15 protein-coding genes are annotated in these 17,185 nt (G+C 33.8%); 7 read left to right on the forward strand and 8 right to left on the reverse strand.

Translation table 11 applies throughout. The features are described from left to right. Positions 1-31: 31 nt before the first annotated feature. The 5 genes from AAFP94_RS06820 to lspA all read left to right on the forward strand — a co-directional run bounded on the left by AAFP94_RS06820 (position 32) and on the right by lspA (position 4,994). Positions 32-1,081, forward strand: a complete 1,050-nt coding sequence (locus tag AAFP94_RS06820) for a DUF6340 family protein (protein WP_316661786.1) — start codon at positions 32-34, stop codon at positions 1,079-1,081. 91 nt (positions 1,082-1,172) lie between these two features. Further along, positions 1,173-2,858 (forward strand): N-acyl-D-amino-acid deacylase family protein, encoded by a 1,686-nt coding sequence (locus AAFP94_RS06825; protein WP_316661787.1) that lies wholly within the window; start codon positions 1,173-1,175, stop codon positions 2,856-2,858. A 145-nt stretch (positions 2,859-3,003) separates the two neighbouring features. Further along, entirely contained in the window at positions 3,004-3,483 is a 480-nt protein-coding gene (locus tag AAFP94_RS06830) for a hypothetical protein (RefSeq protein WP_316661788.1), read from the forward strand. A 107-nt stretch (positions 3,484-3,590) separates the two neighbouring features. Next, a complete protein-coding gene (fabD, locus tag AAFP94_RS06835; protein ID WP_316661789.1) occupies positions 3,591-4,484 on the forward strand; it encodes an ACP S-malonyltransferase in 894 nt (297 codons plus the stop codon). Positions 4,485-4,487: 3 nt separating this feature from the next. After that, positions 4,488-4,994, forward strand: a complete 507-nt coding sequence (gene lspA / locus AAFP94_RS06840; RefSeq protein WP_316661790.1) for a signal peptidase II — start codon at positions 4,488-4,490, stop codon at positions 4,992-4,994. 20 nt (positions 4,995-5,014) lie between these two features. Here the strand turns inward: lspA and AAFP94_RS06845 are convergent, their stop codons facing one another. From AAFP94_RS06845 to AAFP94_RS06855, 3 genes are all read right to left on the reverse strand, one after another. Continuing rightward, the gene (locus AAFP94_RS06845; protein WP_316661791.1) at positions 5,015-5,206 is read right to left on the reverse strand and encodes a hypothetical protein; all 192 of its coding nucleotides are present in this window, start codon (positions 5,204-5,206) and stop codon (positions 5,015-5,017) included. 177 nt (positions 5,207-5,383) lie between these two features. Continuing rightward, a complete protein-coding gene (gene galE / locus AAFP94_RS06850) occupies positions 5,384-6,403 on the reverse strand; it encodes a UDP-glucose 4-epimerase GalE (RefSeq protein ID WP_316661792.1) in 1,020 nt (339 codons plus the stop codon). Next, on the reverse strand, positions 6,396-7,550 hold the full coding sequence (locus tag AAFP94_RS06855; protein ID WP_316661793.1) for a DegT/DnrJ/EryC1/StrS family aminotransferase: 1,155 nt from the start codon (positions 7,548-7,550) through the stop codon (positions 6,396-6,398). Before AAFP94_RS06855 ends, galE begins: the two co-directional genes overlap by 8 nt. Positions 7,551-7,638: 88 nt before the next feature. On the opposite strand from AAFP94_RS06855, the gene AAFP94_RS06860 reads away from it, so the two are divergent. Together AAFP94_RS06860 and AAFP94_RS06865 are read left to right on the forward strand one after the other, a co-directional pair. Then, positions 7,639-8,874 (forward strand): 3-deoxy-D-manno-octulosonic acid transferase, encoded by a 1,236-nt coding sequence (locus tag AAFP94_RS06860; protein WP_316661794.1) that lies wholly within the window; start codon positions 7,639-7,641, stop codon positions 8,872-8,874. A gap of 108 nt (positions 8,875-8,982) precedes the next feature. Further along, on the forward strand, positions 8,983-9,258 hold the full coding sequence (locus tag AAFP94_RS06865) for a hypothetical protein (RefSeq protein ID WP_316661795.1): 276 nt from the start codon (positions 8,983-8,985) through the stop codon (positions 9,256-9,258). A gap of 59 nt (positions 9,259-9,317) precedes the next feature. Here AAFP94_RS06865 and AAFP94_RS06870 read toward each other — a convergent pair whose 3' ends face one another. The 5 genes from AAFP94_RS06870 to AAFP94_RS06890 are packed head-to-tail and all read right to left on the reverse strand — an operon-like array spanning position 9,318 to position 17,183. Further along, the gene (locus AAFP94_RS06870; RefSeq protein WP_316661796.1) at positions 9,318-10,145 is read right to left on the reverse strand and encodes an endonuclease/exonuclease/phosphatase family protein; all 828 of its coding nucleotides are present in this window, start codon (positions 10,143-10,145) and stop codon (positions 9,318-9,320) included. A 2-nt stretch (positions 10,146-10,147) separates the two neighbouring features. Then, on the reverse strand, positions 10,148-11,995 hold the full coding sequence (locus AAFP94_RS06875; protein WP_316661797.1) for a family 43 glycosylhydrolase: 1,848 nt from the start codon (positions 11,993-11,995) through the stop codon (positions 10,148-10,150). Continuing rightward, positions 11,992-13,683, reverse strand: a complete 1,692-nt coding sequence (locus AAFP94_RS06880) for a sulfatase family protein (RefSeq protein ID WP_316661798.1) — start codon at positions 13,681-13,683, stop codon at positions 11,992-11,994. The genes AAFP94_RS06875 and AAFP94_RS06880 overlap by 4 nt, the downstream gene beginning before the upstream one ends. Then, a complete protein-coding gene (locus tag AAFP94_RS06885; RefSeq protein WP_316661799.1) occupies positions 13,680-14,567 on the reverse strand; it encodes an alpha/beta hydrolase in 888 nt (295 codons plus the stop codon). The genes AAFP94_RS06880 and AAFP94_RS06885 overlap by 4 nt, the downstream gene beginning before the upstream one ends. Beyond that, positions 14,568-17,183: a glycoside hydrolase family 2 TIM barrel-domain containing protein gene (locus tag AAFP94_RS06890; protein WP_316661800.1), complete on the reverse strand. Its 2,616-nt coding sequence runs from the start codon at positions 17,181-17,183 to the stop codon at positions 14,568-14,570. It lies immediately after the preceding gene. Positions 17,184-17,185: the final 2 nt, after the last annotated feature.

A 17,185-nucleotide genomic window follows, 5' to 3' on the forward strand; every position in this document is an offset into this window, starting at 1 on the left:
TTACATTAGTAGCCACCAAATCTTATTAACCATGAAAACAATTGTAATTAAACCTACATTACTACTGCTGTTATTTGCTTTTATTTTATTAGGCTGTAGTTCTACTAACAATCTAACGATGAACGTTACAGAGCCAGCACCTGTATACGTTCCAAATCATATTCAGCGTATAGGAATTTTAAATAGAAGTGAATCTACCTCTAACAAAACTCTTGACGATATAGACAAGATTTTTTCTGCCGAAGGACTTCATCTGGACAGAGAAGGCGCAGACAATATCATTCAAGGCATGCAAGACGAATTTGAAAAAAACAAAACCTTCAAAGATGTTATTCTAGTTGAATCTGATAAAGTTGAAAACCCAGGTCTTGGCATCTTTCCAAATGCATTGTCTTGGAACATGGTCAACCAAATTTGTGAAGAAAACAACATTGATGCATTGGTAGTACTTTCCTTTTACGATACAGATGCTTCTATAAAATATAATGCTCAAACTATAGATAAAGTCAACGCCTTCGGAATCAAAATTCCAGTTATAGAACATACTGCAGAAGTGAACACCAATATTCTGGCAGGCTTCAGAATTTATGATAATGCTAATAAAACGATTCTTGACGAGATTATGAACAGTGATTGGTCAAGAACTATTGGTCGTGGCATTAATCCAGTAAAAGCTGCGGAAGCCATTGCAGGACGTACAGAAGCTGTTTTACAAATAAGCAATGGTTTAGGTCATCGCTATGCTTTGAGAACCTATCCTTTTAAGATACGTGTCACGCGTGAATATTATGTAAAAGGCACAGATAATTTTGAAATTGCGATGCGAAGAGCCCAAACAGGAGATTGGGATGGTGCTGCAGAACTTTGGGAACTAGAAATCAGTAATCCAAACTCTAAAATTGCAGGTCGTGCTTGTTATAATATGGCAATCATTAACGAAATAAATGGTGACTTGTTGGCAGCTAAAGATTGGGCTTCAAAAGCTTATACAGATTACAGAGATAAAAATGCCTTACGCTATTTGAATATTCTAAAAAACCGAATGGCAAAGAATGAGTTGCTAGCTATGCGATCTAACTAAATACTTGGCTTTATTAAAAAAATAGTCGAACTTCGTTACTTCTGTATTTAAGATGCACTTAATGAATCATTGACTTTTAATAAACCAATTAATGAAGCTTTTTAAACCCTTTTATTTTCTTGTTTTAGTAATTACTTTTTATAGTTGTAATGACCAGGAGCAATTTGATATACTTATAAGACAAGGTCAAATATTGGATGGCTCTGGAAACAATTCCTATATTGGAGATATAGCAATCAATGCAGATACGATTGCCGTTATTGGTGATCTTAAAGACGCTAAAGGACTAATTGAAATTGATGCTACTGGATTGGCAGTTGCGCCAGGCTTTATAAACATGTTGAGTTGGGCAACAGAATCTTTGATTGAAGACGGAAGATCGATGAGCGATATCAAGCAAGGCGTAACTTTAGAGGTTTTTGGAGAAGGTTGGTCTATGGGTCCAATAAGTGAAGAAATGAGAGCAGGATGGCTAAAAGATCAAGGAGACATCAAATATGATATTAATTGGACTACACTAGATGAATATCTTCAATTTCTTGTCAATAAAGGCATTTCAACAAATGTAGCCTCTTTCGTTGGAGCAACAACCTTAAGAATACACGTCATTGGTTTTGAAGATAGAGCTCCTACGCAGAAAGAACTTGAAACCATGAAGTCTTTGGTCAAACAAGCTATGGAAGAAGGTGCTTTGGGTATTGGTTCATCATTAATTTATGCTCCAGCATTTTACTCCAGCACGGAAGAGTTGATTGAATTGTGCAAAGTAGCTTCAGCCTATGATGGTATGTACATTTCACATTTGCGAAGTGAAGGTCCAAAACTTTTAGAAAGCTTGGATGAACTTATCAAAATTGCTAAAGAAGCTAATATTAGAGCAGAAGTTTACCATTTAAAGCAAAGTGGTAAAGCCAATTGGAATAAGTTAGACTATGTAGTGACAAAAATTGATTCTGCGAGAACAGCAGGTTTACATATTACAACAGACATGTACACATATACCGCAGGTGCTACTGGTTTGAATGCGTCTATGCCACCATGGGTACAGGAAGGAGGATTTGATCAATGGGTAGAACGTTTACAGAATCCTGAAATCAGAAAGAAAGTGCTTCATGAAATGAGCGTACCGACTGATGACTGGGAAAATTTATTACAAGCTGCTGGATCGGCAGATAAAGTATTGCTTATTGGTTTTAAAAATGATAGCTTAAAATATCTTACAGGGAAAACTTTAGCACAAGTAGCAAATATACGACATAAATCGCCAGAAGAAACCGCTATGGACTTGGTGGTAGATGATGGCAGTAGAGTTGATGCCGTTTATTTTTTAATGTCTGAAGACAACGTGAAAAAACAAATTGCTTTACCATGGATGAGCTTTGGCTCTGATGCAGAATCATCTGCTCCAGAAGGTGTTTTTTTAAAATCCTCCACACATCCTCGTGCTTATGGCAATGTAGCAAGATTGTTGGGTAAATATGTTAGAGATGAAAAGGTAATCTCTTTAGAAGAAGCAGTCTATAAGCTTACTACTCTACCAGCTACCAATTTAAAAATAAAAAAACGTGGTGCTTTAAAAGAAGGCTTTTATGCCGATATAGCCATTTTTAATCCCAAAGCCATACAAGACCATGCAAATTTTGAGAACCCACAACAATTGTCCACTGGTATGGAACATGTCTTTGTAAATGGCAATCAGGTTTTAAAAGATGGCGAACATACAGGTGCATTACCGGGACAAGTAGTAAGAGGTCCTGGATGGAAAGGTACTGAATAATGCAATACACAATCTATTTGATTGCTGTACAAAACTGGCTTGATTTTCTCAAAAAAATAGCCGAAATTCGTTTAACTATGCCTAATAACAACTTAAGCTGTGATTAGCCTGACATTGTGGTTGATTAATTTAACCCAAATATATCATGGACAAAAAAATATCATTCTTAATAATCCTAATTCTATCATCGATTCCCTCTTTGGTTGGACCTATTGCTAACATTGGGCAATGGAGTGGTTCAAATTCGCCTTATTTGAGTCAAATTTTAACTGGGTTTCCAACATTACTATTTGGAACATGGATTGGATATAAATTCATATTTCTCATTGGTATTAATAAGAATGTTAGATCAAAATCCAGTTCAGTAATGAAGTCATTGACAATATTCTTGTTTACATTTCTAGCCTGTTTGGCTTCCTGGAGTATTTGTCAGGAAATCCTATTGGTATTACAAAAAGCATTTGGAATGATAGAAGCCATTAATTGTGGATGGTTTGATGGTATAATTGGCTTACCACTATTAATGATTTATAGTTTCGTTCCTTGTTTAATTGCAGCATTTTTAAATGGTGTCATTTCTTTTATTGTCTTTAAAAGACCAAAAGCTAACCACAACAATATTTAATATGCATTGAGACGCATTTTAAATAAACTGTTAAATGAAACTTCAAAACTATAAATTCCTTTTTGATAATTAATTCCTATTTTTGCAGCACTAAAAATTAATCCAACATGAAAGCCTATATATTTCCAGGTCAAGGTGCACAATTTTCTGGTATGGGATTAGACCTTTACGAGAACTCACCTTTAGCACAAGAACTTTTTGAAAAAGCCAATCATATTCTTGGTTTCAACATCACAGACATTATGTTTGAAGGTTCTGCAGAAGACCTTAAAGAAACCAAAGTCACACAACCAGCTATTTTTTTACATTCAGTCATTCTGGCAAAAACTTTAGGAGATAGTTTTAAACCAGATATGGTTGCTGGTCATTCTCTTGGTGAGTTTTCTGCATTGGTTGCCAATAGTGCCTTAACTTTTGAAGACGGTCTTAAATTGGTTTCACAACGTGCTACTGCTATGCAAAAAGCCTGCGAATTGCAACCGAGCACTATGGCTGCTGTATTAGGTCTTGACGACGATATAGTTGAAAAAATATGTGCCACAACCGAAGGCATTGTAGTTGCCGCTAACTATAACTGTCCTGGCCAGTTGGTCATTTCTGGTGAAATTGAAGCTATCAATAGAGCTTGTGAAGCGTTAACAGCAGAAGGTGCAAGACGTGCTTTGGTTTTGCCTGTTGGTGGTGCTTTTCATTCACCATTAATGGAACCTGCTCGTGAAGAATTGGCTGCTGCTATAGAAAATACAACATTTAGTAAACCTAGTTGCCCAATATATCAAAATGTAACAGCAAATGCAGTAAATGATGAAAGCGCTATTAAAGCCAATTTAATTTCACAATTAACTGCTCCTGTACGCTGGACACAATCTGTACAACAAATGATAGCAGATGGTGCAACAGATTTTGTTGAAGTTGGTCCCGGAAAGGTATTACAAGGTTTAGTAAAGAAAATACACAGAGAAGCAGAAACTTCTTCTGCAACATTCGGTAGCGAAGCATAACCTATGAAACTATCTCGTTCAGCTTTTATAATTGTATTGATCGTTGTAAACATTGCATTAGACCAAATCTCTAAAGTTTTGGTGAGAATATATGTGGCTTATAATGAAATTATTCCTTTAATAGATGATTACCTAATCATGACCAAAGTTGAAAACAAAGGCGCCTTTTTGGGTATGGGAAGTGATTTAAATCCTATTTTAAGACTTATATTGTTACTTATTTTACCTACTGTGGTATTACTATTTGTATTACATTATGTGTTTGTAAACAAGAATATAGATAAGATGTCATTAGTAGGATTTGCTTGTATCATTGGTGGTGGTTTAGCCAACCTTTACGACAGAATAGTTTATGGAGAAGTTACCGATTTTTTACACATTGACCTAGGTGGTGTATTCAGAACTGGCATTTTTAATATAGCAGACATGTCGGTTATGCTAGGTATGGGACTTTTGCTGTTTGGTAATTATAAGCATGGGAAACTGGAAGCAGAAAAAGCTTCGGAGTAAAATCTTAAATTTTTACAAATTTAACTTGCCAGGTTGCAATCTGAACAATCTTTTACTTCACCATAATAGGTTTCTCTGTATTTGTGAAGTGTTTTGTAAGGAATGTTTAAAAACATCTTTTGGATGTAGGTCACTTTGGTAAGTAATTCACCCATTCTTGGTGTATGCCTTTTTTCTGTTCTTGTTTGTCTTTTTACTTTTATCAGTTTCATAATATCATTTATCATTAAACACAAATAAACAAAGCTTTTGATGATTTACAAAAAATAGAAGGTTAAATCATTGTTAATCAGTATATTATTATAAATATGATATTTATTGTGACTAATCATTAACAGATTGATAACTAATCTTGCTATAATTTAAAAATGCCTTAATAGTGAAAAATATTAAAAATTTAAGCTCTTTTGCCACTTCCATGCAGATGCCATAGCATCGTCTAATGAAAGTTTGGCCTTCCAGCCTAATTCAGTATTTGCTTTCTTGGTATTGGCATAAGCAGAAATAACATCTCCAGCTCTTCTATCAGCAAACTTATAATTAAGTTTTTCACCCGAAACACGCTCAAAAGATTGGATAACTTCTAAAACTGTACTACCCGTTCCTGTACCAATATTAAAAACCTCATAATTAGATTTATTTTTATGGCTCATAAGTCTTTCCAAAGCAACTACATGCGCTTTTGCCAAATCTACTACATGAATGTAATCTCTTATACAAGTACCATCAGAAGTTGGATAATCATTACCAAAAACCGAAAGTTCACTACGCAAACCAGCAGCAGTTTGAGTAATAAAAGGCACTAGATTTTGAGGAACACCAATTGGAAGTTCACCAATTTTGACACTTTCGTGAGCTCCAATTGGATTAAAATAGCGCAAAGAAATTGCATTAAAATGTTGGTGAACCTTACAAGTGTCTCTTATAATTTCTTCACCTATTTGTTTAGTATTACCGTAAGGAGATTCTGCAGTCTTAACCGGTGCATCTTCTGTTATTGGTAATTCATCTGCTTGACCATAAACAGTGCAAGACGAACTAAAAATGAAATTTGAATGTTCAAACTTCCCAAATTCTTGTAACAAATAGACTAATGTATTTATATTATTCTCATAATATAAAAGAGGTTTTTCAACACTTTCTCCAACAGCTTTGCTCGCTGCAAAATGCACAACTCCAGTTATATCTTGATATATTCTAAAAAACTCTTGAACTTTGTGTTTATCTCTTAAATCAAACTTCTCAAAAATGGGTTGCTTTCCAGTAATTGCAACAATACCATCTAATACCTTAATTGAGGAATTTGATAAATTGTCAATAATAACGACCTCATAGCCTTCATTTTGAAGTTCAACTACAGTGTGAGATCCTATAAAACCTAAACCACCTGTGACTAATATTTTACCCATTGACAAAATCTATAACTTTTGAAGTAATAAACTCAATTTGTTCGTCATCTAATTCAGTGTGCATTGGCAAAGATATAACTTCTTTTACCAGTTGGTTGGTTACTTCAAAATCTTCTTCTTTATATCTAGAATCACGATATGCTTTTTGGTTGTGAAGCGGAATAGGGTAATAAACGCCACATGGGATTCCATTATCATTTAAATACTTTACTAAAACATCTCTATCAACGCCATTTAATCTTAATGTATATTGATGAAAAACATGGCAATCACAGGTGTCGCAAACACCATCACATCCATTTACAGTTTTTGGTGTTGTAATTTTTTCAATATTTTTAAAGGCAGCATTATATTTTCTTGCAGCTTGTTGCCGAGCTTTAATATAATCATTCAATCTAGGCAGTTTTGCATCTAAAACAGCAGCCTGAATGCTATCTAAACGAGAATTAACCCCAACAACATCATGATGATATCGCTCATACATTCCATGATTAACAATACCTCTAATAGTATGTGCTAAATCATCATCATTTGTAAAAATGGCACCTCCATCTCCATAACAGCCAAGGTTTTTAGATGGGAAAAATGACGTAGAAGCTACATGGCTTATAGTTCCTGCTTTAACTTTTTTGCCATTTTTATAAGTATATGTTGCGCCAATGGCTTGAGCATTATCTTCTATTACAAACAAATTATGGGCTTCAGCAATTTCCATAATAGATTCCATGTTTGCACATTGTCCAAACAAATGTACAGGCACAATGGCTTTTGTTTTTGGTGTAATTGCCCTTTTTATAGCATCAATGTTGATAATAAAATCGTCTGGGTTTACATCAACTAAAACAGGTGTGAGATTAAGTAAAGCAATAACTTCAACTGTAGCTGCAAAAGTAAAGTCTGCTGTTATTACTTCATCACCTGGTTTAAGCCCTAATCCCATCATAGCAATTTGTAAAGCATCTGTCCCATTAGCGCAAGGTATAACATGCTTAACACCCAAATAATTCTCCAAATTTTTCTGAAATTCATGAACTTTTGGACCGTTGATAAATGAAGTGTTATCTATAACTTCTTGTATGGAAGCATTAACCTCATCTTTTATATCACCATATTGACCTTTCAGGTCAACCATTTGTATTTTTCTCATAGGTAGCGAAATTACAAAATTCATTTACGCTAACCAATGTATTTATTTTAAAGAAATGTATTTTAGCAACAAATAAATTGAGTTGAGTTTGATTTATAATATAGGTATAACAGTTGTCGACTTCGGATTGAAGTGTGTTGCTCCTTTTAACAACAAAATTAAACTTGGTGTAAAAGGAAGAGCAAAAACATTTGATATCTTAAAAAGCAAATTAAACAAAAGCGATAAAACTCTTTGGTTTCATTGTGCCTCTTTGGGCGAATATGAACAAGGCCTACCTGTTTTTCAAGACTTAAAGAAGCTTTACAAAAATCACAAAATTGTACTCTCCTTTTTTTCGCCTTCTGGTTATGAAATTAAAAAAGATAGCTCAATAGCTGATATTGTAGTTTATTTACCTTTAGACTCAAAAACAAATGCCTCCAATTTTATAGATATTATTAGACCAGAACTCACTGTTTTTGTGAAATATGAAATTTGGCCAAATTATCTTTCAACATTAAAACAAGGAAATTATAAAACCATTCTAATCTCTGCACTCTTTAGGGAAACCCAAACTTTTTTTAGGTTTTATGGAAAGAAGCTCAAAAAAGCATTATTTGCTTTCGATCATATTTTTACCCAAGACCAACAATCCAAAGACTTATTAAAAAGTATAGGTTTTAATAGCGTTACTGTTTCAGGAGATACAAGATTTGATCGTGTTTTAAATCAATTAGATCAGGATAACTTGCTTCCTTTTATTGAAGCTTTTAAGCAAGATAGTTTGTGCTTTGTAGCTGGAAGCATTTGGCCTGAAGATGAAGAAATATTAGTTGAATATATTAATACCCAATCTTCAAAAAAACTAAAATTTATTTTGGTGCCACATGATATTAAAACTCCGTATATAGAGAAACTACAACAAAAAATTAAATTAAATTCTGTTTTATATTCTAAAAAGGAAAATAAAAACTTAAAAGATTTTCAAGTTCTTATTATTGATACGGTTGGGTATCTTTCAAGAATTTATAAGTATGCTGATATTGCTTATGTCGGCGGTGGTATGGGCACTAAAGGATTACATAACACTTTAGAAGCTGCCGTTTTTGGTATTCCTATTATTATTGGGAAAAATTACTCAAAACATCCCGAAGCCATAAGCATGATTGATCATGGAGGTATGTTTTCAGTTTCAAAACTGCAAGAATTTGAAAAAATTATGGAATTGTTAATTCAAGATTATACAGAACGTTTAAAAATTGGTCAACAAAACTTTAATTTTATTAAAAAAAACAGAGGAGCCGTAATCCAAATCATGGAGTATTCTCGTAAATTAATGTGAATTGTTAAGGTTTTTTAAAAAAATGTTAAAATTCTTGACTTGTTCACTACGAAAATTAACAAGAAGTTACTATTTTCGCGAAATAATTAACACTAAAATTATAAACTAATGAAAAAACTATTATTGAGCCTTGCTTTATTGTTAGCTTTAAGTATATCTTTTACATCATGTAGAGATACTAAAAAAGGTGCTGAAGAAGCTGTAGAAAATGCAACTGAAGCGGTTGAAGAAGCGGCTGATGATGCTATGGATGCAACCGAAGGTGCTATGGAAGAAGTAGGCGAAGCTATTGACGATGCTGTTGATGCTGCTGGTGATGCAGTTGAAGCCGTTGAAGGTGCTGCAAACGATGCAGCAGACGCTGTAAAAGATGCTACAAACTAATTAAGTAGTAAAAATCTTATTTATTAAGAAGCCCTTACAAATTGTAAGGGTTTTTTTTATCAATTAATTCTTATCTCAATTAAAACTGGCAAATGATCTGATGGATATTTCAAATTCCAAGAATCACTTAAAACTGCATATTTTTTAACTTTAATATTAGAGCTTACAAAAATATAATCGATGCGTGCGGTAACAGGCTCATCAAAATGAAATCCGTTATAAGTCCCTTCTGGACCAAATGTCATATTAGAAACGACTTTAGAGTCATTTAAGTTTTTAAGAATAAACTGAATACTTTCATGACTTTCTTCCATATTAAAATCTCCCATTAAAATTACCGGATAGTTTTGTACATTGATTTCGTTAATCCGCTGAATAATCAAGGTGGCGCTATTTTTTCTAGCTTCTACTCCAACATGGTCAAAGTGCGTATTGAAAATCCAAATTTTTCGACTAGTTTCTATGTCTTCAAAAAGCGCATAAGTACAAATTCTGTTACACACTGCATCCCAACCCATAGAGACCTTTTCTGGTGTTTGTGACAACCAAAAAGTCGAAGATTCTAAAACCTCAAACTTATCTTTTTTATAGAAAATAGCCGAGTACTCTCCTTCATCATTACCATCATCACGGCCTACTCCGACAAAACTATAATCTGTTAGAAGGTTATCAATATCCTTCATTTGATTAGGCATTGCCTCTTGAACACCAAACACATCTGGTTCATAAAACTTTAATTGATTTATGAAAAATGGCTTTCTGTTGGCCCAGCTATTTTCTCCTTCTTTTGGATAGTCTAGTTTAACATTGTAAGTCATTACTTTTAACTCTTGTGCTTGAGTGAAAAGAACGATAAACGAAAAAACTCCTAATAAAATCTGTTTCATAATTACTCTACATAAATGATGTCACTTTTCTCTGAAATACCATTTTCATTGAATGCTTCAATACTAAAATAATATGAAGTATCACGGTCCAAACAACGCATAAAATGTTCATTGTTGTCATATACTAACCACGACTGGTATAATTTGTCTGGAGCAATTCCCCAGCGGATGTTATAACCTTGAGCTTCTTTTATTGAATTCCAGGTGAATACTGCATCTCTCCGGTCGTTTTCCCGTTTTATGGTGAATCCTTCTACTTTTGCTGGTACTTTACCAAGTCCTAAACCAAAAACCCTAAACTCCGACATTGCGAAGTTAGCGCCAGGAACTTCTACATTTTTATATCGAATATACTTCCCATTAATAGGCTTATTTAAAGCGATGTAAGCATTTGGTGCATCTTTGTCACTTTGGCTTCTATCAACTACGGTTTGCCAATTGGTTCCATCTTCGGATACTTCAATACTGAAACGGTGTCTTAAACCTTCCGTACGCGTATAAATACCTGATTCATGGTCATGAAAATTCAGCTGGAAAGCATAAATTTTCCCTAGGTTTAACATTTCAATAGTTAACCATTGTTTATCATCGTTCGCTTCGGCCACCCAAAACGTTTTCGGATTTTCATCAGTTAAAACTTTGGAGATAACTTGCCCTTCAGCATTTTTTTCAACCGGCAATTCGGTAACTTCTACTTCGTCATCATTCGATGTGAATTTCATTATTTGTTTTAACGAGGATGATACCGTTACATATCCTTTGTACGATAGCAACATCCAACCGTTATGTTGTCCTGCATTTGTAGGATGATTTGATCCAAAACGAGGATAATCACCATATTCGGTATTGGCGTACATTAAACCTTCTTCATCAAAATAAGTAGGAAACATACACAATCGTCGTTCCCATTGAGCATTAGACGCTAACGCCATAGTTGCAAAATGCCAATATTGTCCATTGGTCTGCTTCACGGTAATACCATGTCCTGCGCCATTGGTAAAACCTCCTGGTTTAAAGCTCATAGGATTATTATTCATGTACTTAAAAGGACCCAGGGGAGTTTCTCCAACATAAACACCATCGGCATACACATTAAACTGCGTGCCTGGTGCTGCATACTGCAAATAGTATTTCCCGTCGTGCTTTGTCATGGAAGCACCTTCCATATAGCCTTCTTTCAATGTTGGATGAAAATTGTTTTCTCCAAAACGTTCCCAACCGTGTTCTTCCTCAACAAGATTGATCAATTCTTTTTTAACACCTGTTTCCAAAAAACGATCATCTTTATTCAACATTTTTACTCTGAGTGGATGAACATTAGATGAACCCCAATACAGATACGTCTTGCCGTCATCGTCAATAAATAATTCTGAATCCTGAATATTGTTAGAAATTGAAGGTGTTGGTTTCCATTTCCCACTTTTCGGGTCGTCACTATAAAGTATACTTCCGTAACCAGCTGGATTACCTGCAAAATAAACCAGCGAATCTTTATAATTAAAAGCTGTAGGTGCGTTGCATCCTTCAAAGAACCATTGTCGAGGTTTAATAAAATTCCAGTTTACCAGATCAGTTGAATGCCAATAGCCAAAAGAACGCGTCACAAACATATAGTATTCTCCACGAAATTCAATAACAGCAGGATCGGCGCCAGAACGATAGGATATATTTCTGCTTGAATTGTAAACCATGTAGGTATAGTCAATATCTAAAGGATTGCAATAAGTATTAAAATTCTTATTGTTTTCTTTATTATTTAATACTTCTGAAGTTTTTACCCCTTCAGTTTGGTCTTCTTGTTTACAAGATGAAAAACTCAATAGTATAGCGAATAATAATATTAGTCTCATGGTGTATAATCTTTATCATTTATAGGATCATATGCCGTTCCTGTATGACCACGTAATCGTTCAAATTGTTTATAGGCCTTTTCAACTTGCTGCTTTGGTGCTTGTTCAAATTCCTGATCGGTAACCTGATATTGTTTTTGTAATTCAGCTAGTTTATTTCTTAATTGGACTTCAATATTGTCGTATTCTGGATTGTTTATTTGATTATGAATTTCATTAGGATCTTCTTCCAAATCGTATAATTCCCATGTATCAATATCGTCATAAAAATGCATCAATTTATAGCGGCTTGTTCTTACACCATAATGTTTTTTTACCATGTGGAATGCCGGATAATCATAATAATGATAATAAACAGAATCTCTAAAATCATCATCTTCTATTGTCTGTTCCAACAGAGGACGAAGTGATTTTCCTTGCATATCTGAAGGGATTTCAACTCCAGCATAATCCAAAAAGGTTTCAGCAAAATCAAGGTTTTGGGTCAATGCACTTATTTCACTTCCAGCTTTGATATGACCAGGATATTTTACTAATAAAGGCATTGCCAATGACTCTTCATACATATAGCGCTTATCAAACCATCCTTTTTCGCCTAAATAAAATCCTTGATCTGTAGTATAAATCACTATAGTATTTTCCGCCAGTCCATATTCTTCAAGAAAATCCAACACTGTCCCAACGCCTTCATCCACTGAAGCAATAGTTGCCAGATATTCCTGTAAATAGCGTTGTCCTTTCCATTCTGCTAAAGCTCTTCCCGATAGGTTAGCTTCATGAAAAGCATCATTTTTAGGTAGATATGCTTTATCACAAGCATCGCGTTGTTCTGGTGTCATTCTTTTAAAATCGTTTGTCCATGGATTCCAAGCCAATTCTGTACTTCCTTTTTCTTTTGTCATTTTTAAATCATGCCCTTCGTACATGTCCTTGTAAATGGTTTGTTGCTGATCTTTTGATCCTAAAGAACCTTCATGAGCCATGAAATAGGTGTCTGGTAATGGAAACTGAATAGAATCATATTTGTTTACATGGCGTAATGCAGGCATCCAATTACGATGTGGTGCTTTGTGCTGAAGCATGAGCATGAATGGTTGATTGTCATCCTTTATACGCTTAAGATACCTTATTCCTTCATCTGTAATGATATCGGTTGTATAGCCAGCAATATCTAAAGTGTCCGCCACTTTTCCATTACTGCCTTGTTTAATAAAGGTTGGGTTGTAATAATTACCTTGATCATTTAAAATATTCCAGTAGTCAAATCCTTCAGGCAATCCATGGAGGTGCCATTTGCCAATTACTGCTGTATTATAACCCGCATTTTGTAATAATTTAGGAAACGTTTGTTGACTACCATCAAATCGGTTTCCATTCATTCTGAATCCATTAATATGGCTGAACTTTCCAGTTAAAACTACTGCTCTACTTGGACCACAAATAGAATTGGTGCAAAAGTTATTTCTGAATAAAGCACCTTCGTTAGCTATTCTGTCAATATTAGGTGTTGGTGCTAATTGACTTATTACATGACCATAAGCACTTATCGCTTGCTCCGCATGGTCGTCAGCCATGATATAGACAATATTAGGCCGTTTGAATTCCTGAATTTCAACTCTTTGTTGATCTTTATTTTTGCATGATTGTAATAGAATAATAATGCATATTAGATATGTATAGATTCTCATTGTGATTTTTTTCTAATAATTTTTGTTTGAATGACTTCGTCATTAATTATAGTTTGTTCAAAAAATTTAAACACTTTATCTAAATCTTTAAAGGGTATAGCAGAAATTTCGTGCCGTGCTTCTTTTACAATATTAAAATAGTATGAAGTTTCAAATTCTTCTAATTTATTTGCTATGATTTCTGAACCATCTAAAATTAAATATCCTGGTTTTTCTGGATCACAATAATGATGAGGTGCCGATGCAAATGGTACTAATTGATCCTTTGTACCATGAAACAAGACACTAGGAATTGCATTATTTTTTGTTATATAATCAGCATTTACCAAAGCTCCAGCACATGAAAAGATACCACTGAATGACACATCTTTATATTTGTCTAAATCATCAACAAAATGTTCTCGCATGTAAACGGCAGTTAATGTGCCTTCTGCGCCAGCACTACTTCCTCCAGCAATTATATTTTTGGTATCAATATGTAACTCTTCAGCATTAGCAACCGTATAAGCAGCAGCATCTAGATAATCAATAGCAGCTTGTTTAAACACTTCTAACTTATCTTCTTTAGTACAATCACATCCAAAACCTGTTTTAGTTCCTTTTCTTAATAATCGATAGGATATTGAAATCCCAATATAACCATTCTGTGCAGCATATTGACATAATTGTGCGTCGTCTTTATAGTCTCTCGAACCTCCAGAAAAGCCACCGCCATGCATCCATAATAGAGTTGGTAATTTATCATTTGGTTTAATCTTCTCTGGTGTATAGACATCTAATTTTAGAGTATCATTCCCTTTTATAGAATATGTATAAGTTGTTTTTGTTTGTGCCGTAGTCAATAAAACGAGCAATAAACAGCAAAGGGTTAAAATATTTTTCATTTAATCTAATTTTTCTATTAAAACACCACTTATTACAGGCTCTCCTTTAAAATCTTTTAGTGAAATGGTTAAGCCGTTATTGTTGGATATTTGTATCGTGCTTGTTAAAGAAACGCCGTACTTTTCTGGGTAAGCACTTGCAAGATTAAATTGTTTTTCAACTAACTGTTCATTAAAAAACACATCAAAAATACGTTGTATTTTGGTTGACGTATTATCGATTTCAGATAAATTATAAATGTTCTCTGTAGGTTTAATTTGAGGTTCTACAAAGAATAAATCCACCTTATAATTGCCATCTGGAACATCAATTTTATAAGTAGAACAGCCTTCCAACATGGTTTGAAATAAAGGTTCTGAAGTTGAATTCTTAATGTTATGAGGTATGCCTTGGTTTTTATCTTTGGTCATTCTAAAAGGTTTGCCATCTAAATAACCGAACCACCCTTTTTTATAAGGCTGATCTGGTATAAATGTGATTTGATGGTTGACATCAGAAAAATAAAAATGTGAGCCTATGTTGATACCGAAGCGATTGAAATCTTTAAAGTCCAAGTTGCTTATTCTTTTAACCTCGACTTTTTTTTCTTCAGAAGTATTTTCTGAAATAATTTTAATATGATTAACTCCATCAAAGAAATGCAATTCCGCTATTGCAAATCCATTCTCAATATTTACATCTTGTACCTTTTCATCATTAAGGAAAACACTTGCCTGTTCTTGGTTAGAAAATACTTGAATTGGATAGCTTTCATTTTCTAATAATGTTAAGCCTGACAAATAATCTGTAGCTATATGAATAAATGGTTTGTCATCATCCAATACAGATTTATACCAATAGTAAATCTCTTTAGGTCTTCTGTCATATTGCACCAAGCCTTTTTGGTTAACATGCGGAATAGCGTCACCACGAAATTCTGATCCAAAATCGGCAAAATTCCAAGCAGTCATTCCAGTCATAAATGGTCTGTCTGTTATTTGTTTATAATATGATTGATGCAATTTGGCTTGATAATCAGTTGAAAAGTCAAACTTTTTTGGTGTTTTAGTAAAAATCCTGACATCTGCTCCTGGACCATATTCGGAAAGCAATAACGATCGGTTTGGATAACGCTTGTGCTGATTGTCCAAGAAAATTCCTAAATCTTGAATTTCTTTGTCGTACCAACCAAAATAAAGATTCCAACCTAAAAGCATTGGTAAATCAGCTATTCCTGTTTCATTATATACTTCATTTAAGTGACAAGCCATTACAGTAATGTGATTTGGAGCTAATTGTCTGGTCAAATCTTCTAATTGCCTTGCTAATTTCAATGATGTTGTCTTTAATTGGTTCTTCTCTTCATCGCTAGATTTATTGTCAAAAGCCAACCGTAAAAAAATCTCATTCATATAACCAAACATGACAACTGAAGGATAATTATAATACTGCTTTATGTGTTCATTTTGCATGTTAATACAAACATCAAAAAAAGCTTTAGAATTGGTGACCTTATTTACTACAGGTATTTCTGTCCATACTAAAATTCCAAGTTTATCGCACAAATCATACAACTCTCGCCTGTGAGGATAATGAGCAAAACGAATTACATTTGCTCCCATGTTTTTAATAAGTTCAATGTCTTTTTTCTGAATTTCTAAAGGCACCGCATTACCATATCCTTGATAATCCTGGTGCCTGTTTACACCTATTAATTTAATTGGTTTTCCATTTAAAAAGAATCCGTTTTCAGAATCTATTGAGACCCATCTAAATCCAATATTAGAAGATTTAGAATCTAACAGATTGCCCTTTTCATCTTGTAAAATTAATTGCAATTTATACAAATAGGGATTATCTGGTGACCAAAGCTTTGGATTGTAAACTTCAGATAATTTAATTTTGACTTCGTTAGCAGCTTCTAAAGGAAGCATCAATATTTCTGTTCTTTCCTTTATTAGCTTTCCCTTGTCATCATAAAGTATTAAATGCAACTTAACATTAGAGTTAGACTTGGAAGCATTCTTTAAAATTGAAGTTATTTCTATACCTGCTTTCTCGTCTGAAACTTCATAATAATCAACATAAAAACCATCTGAGGCAAAATCATCTAAACTAAAATGTTGTTTTGGCAATGTTATTAACTCAACATCGCGATAAATACCTCCGTAAAATGTAAAATCAGCATCTAATGGAGGAATATCAATATTATGAGAATTATCAACCATAACATCTATAAGGTTGTATTCATCATAAATTAGATATGGTGTTACTTCAAAATTAAAAGCTGTGTAACCTCCTTTGTGATTACCTACCTGTTTGCCATTTATATAGACCGTAGCTTCTTGATTTACACCATTAAATTTTAGATAGTGAATCTTATCTTTTTCTTCTGAAGAAATAAACACTTGCTTTTTATAATAACCCATTCCGCGACGATAACCTCTTGTATCATCAAACGCATCATCTTTATTCCATGTATGAGGAATGTTAATGGTTTCCCATGAAATTTTATTTTCTGAAAATTGCCATCCAGAATGTATAGTTTTATGTTGTGAAAAAGAAACTAAAACAAATAAGAAGCATAACAGTAAAATGATATTTTTATTTATAATATGTATTTTTGAGTGCTTCAATT

This window comes from Gilvirhabdus luticola (genome assembly GCF_040117515.1).
GTDB classification, from domain to species: domain Bacteria; phylum Bacteroidota; class Bacteroidia; order Flavobacteriales; family Flavobacteriaceae; genus Gilvirhabdus; species Gilvirhabdus luticola.